This window comes from Tenacibaculum sp. AWR4_210, from assembly GCF_056160945.1.
On sequence record NZ_JBSWYF010000110.1, the window covers coordinates 1 to 224 of the forward strand.

Annotated in this window: 1 protein-coding gene; it reads left to right on the forward strand. The window is 47.3% G+C overall.

Annotated features, from left to right (window positions below):
* Nucleotides 1–224 (forward strand): hypothetical protein (locus tag ACXAG7_RS20245; protein ID WP_476667972.1); only part of this gene is annotated, 224 nt, incomplete at both ends.

A 224-nucleotide genomic window follows, 5' to 3' on the forward strand; every position in this document is an offset into this window, starting at 1 on the left:
TTGAGCACAGGAACCTACTATGCATCACAAACAGTAAGTAGCTGTGAGAGTAGTAGAACCTCAGTAAGTGTAACAGTAAATACCACCCCAACCGCACCAACAGCAAGTGCACAAGCATTCTGTAGTGCCGATAGCCCAACAGTAGCTGATTTAGTAGCTACGGGAACAGGTATCCAATGGTATGCAGCGTCAACTGGAGGAACTGCCTTAGCAGGAACAACAGC